The organism is Kitasatospora sp. NPDC056446 (genome assembly GCF_042796115.1).
Classification (GTDB): domain Bacteria; phylum Actinomycetota; class Actinomycetes; order Streptomycetales; family Streptomycetaceae; genus Kitasatospora.
This window is the reverse complement of sequence record NZ_JBHTRF010000211.1, coordinates 1-1546: the sequence shown is the minus strand read 5'-3', so window position 1 is coordinate 1546 and position 1546 is coordinate 1. Positions and strand designations below refer to the sequence as shown.

Here is a 1546-nt window from a genome sequence, read left to right as displayed (position 1 = left end):
CGTCCGACAACACCAACTCGACCTTTGGTCGACCCGTCCGCGCCATAGGCCCAGTCTATATTTATGAACGAAATTCAAGACTCAGGACACTAGGGAGTGTCTGACAAATGATCATCCAGCCGGTTCGCGGAGCCAGATAATCAGCGAGGCAAGGACGACTCCGGCTCGGTAGCGGTCGGCGAGCTTGTCGAATCGGGTCGCAATCGCGCGGAACTGCTTGAGGCGGGCGAAGCATCGTTCGACTACGTTGCGGTCGCGGTAGATCTCCTTGTCGAAGGCATGTGGCCGGCCGCCAAGACGCCCCTGGCGTCGGCGGTTGGCTGCCTGGTCGCGGCGCTCGGGGATCGTGGCGGCGATGCCTCGGCGCCGCAGCAAATGGCGGATCGCCCTGCTGGAGTAGGCCTTGTCTCCGAGCACGCGCTCCGGCGTCGTGCGCGGTCGGCCCGTTGCGGCGCGTGGGACACGGATCCCGTCGAGAACGTCGGCGAACGCGGTGACGTCGTTGACGTTGCCTGGGGTGAGCACGATCGACAGCGGGAGCCCGCGGCCGTCGACGGCGAGGTGGACCTTGGTGGTCAGCCCGCCTCGGGACCGGCCGAGGGCCTGGCGCGCTTGCGCGCTGCCCGGATCTTCCAGTTCGTCCCCGTCCGCGTCCCCTTTTTGCGGGCGCCGGCGGCGTGCTGGTGAGCCCGGTTGACCGTGGAGTCGACCGCTACGGTCCACTCCACCCGGCCCACCGCATCGTCGCGGACCTGGACATGCTCCAGCAGCTTCGTCCACGTGCCGTCCGCCTCCCAGCGGGCGAAACGCTCGTAGACGGTCTGCCACGGCCCGTACCGGTCAGGAAGATCACGCCACGGAGCCCCGGTCCGCAGCCGCCACAGCACCCCGTTGACCACCTGCCGATGATCACGCCACGGACGGCCACGCCCGTCCACCTGCGGCAACAAGGGCTCTATCCGATCCCACGCCGTATCCGTCAGCTCACCTCGACCTGCCACAAGATCAATTATCGGGCAGCGCTATCGCTCGCTTGTGCCCAGCCATCCCGAGAGGGTGTCGTGCAGTTGCTGTACCTGGTCTCGATCAAGGACCACGGTCGCTTGGCCGGGCTCGTCACCTGGACAGAACTCGACAGGCCGACCGATCGACATGCGCAGGAACTCCACCGGCAGGGGCTCCTGCCCCTCCAGGCGAGCTCTGGGGTGGCAGTGGTTCGGGACAGCGGCGACCTCCAGCCAGCCGGCCCGCGGATGGCCGTCCGCAGGGCTGACGTGCGATCCCTGGTAGACGAGTGGGGCCGGCCCGTCGCCATCCTCAGCGAGCAGCAGCCAGGTAGCAAAGATCGACATTGCCTTCTCTCGTCCGGGACGCGGCCACAACCATCGGAGGTTACGTCAGTCCCCAGACACAGTCTCCCGAGTATCGGATGATCATTTGTCAGACACGCTCTAGTAGTACTTCGTTAGGTTGATTTGATCTTGTGGTCGTGGCGGTGCATGCTGCGGTCTGTGGATCTTGGTGAGGTGGAGAAGCTTCGTGGGGA

Annotated in this window: 1 protein-coding gene; it reads right to left on the bottom strand. The window is 65.7% G+C overall.

Features of this window, described 5'->3' with window-relative positions; translation table 11 throughout:
* Positions 1-111: 111 nt before the first annotated feature.
* A protein-coding gene (locus ACFQ6N_RS40735) for an IS5 family transposase (protein ID WP_380659186.1) occupies positions 112-1001 on the bottom strand; the annotation gives its coding sequence in 2 pieces (ribosomal slippage) (positions 112-647 and positions 647-1001; 891 coding nt in all).
* Between the last annotated feature and the right edge of the window lie 545 nt (positions 1002-1546).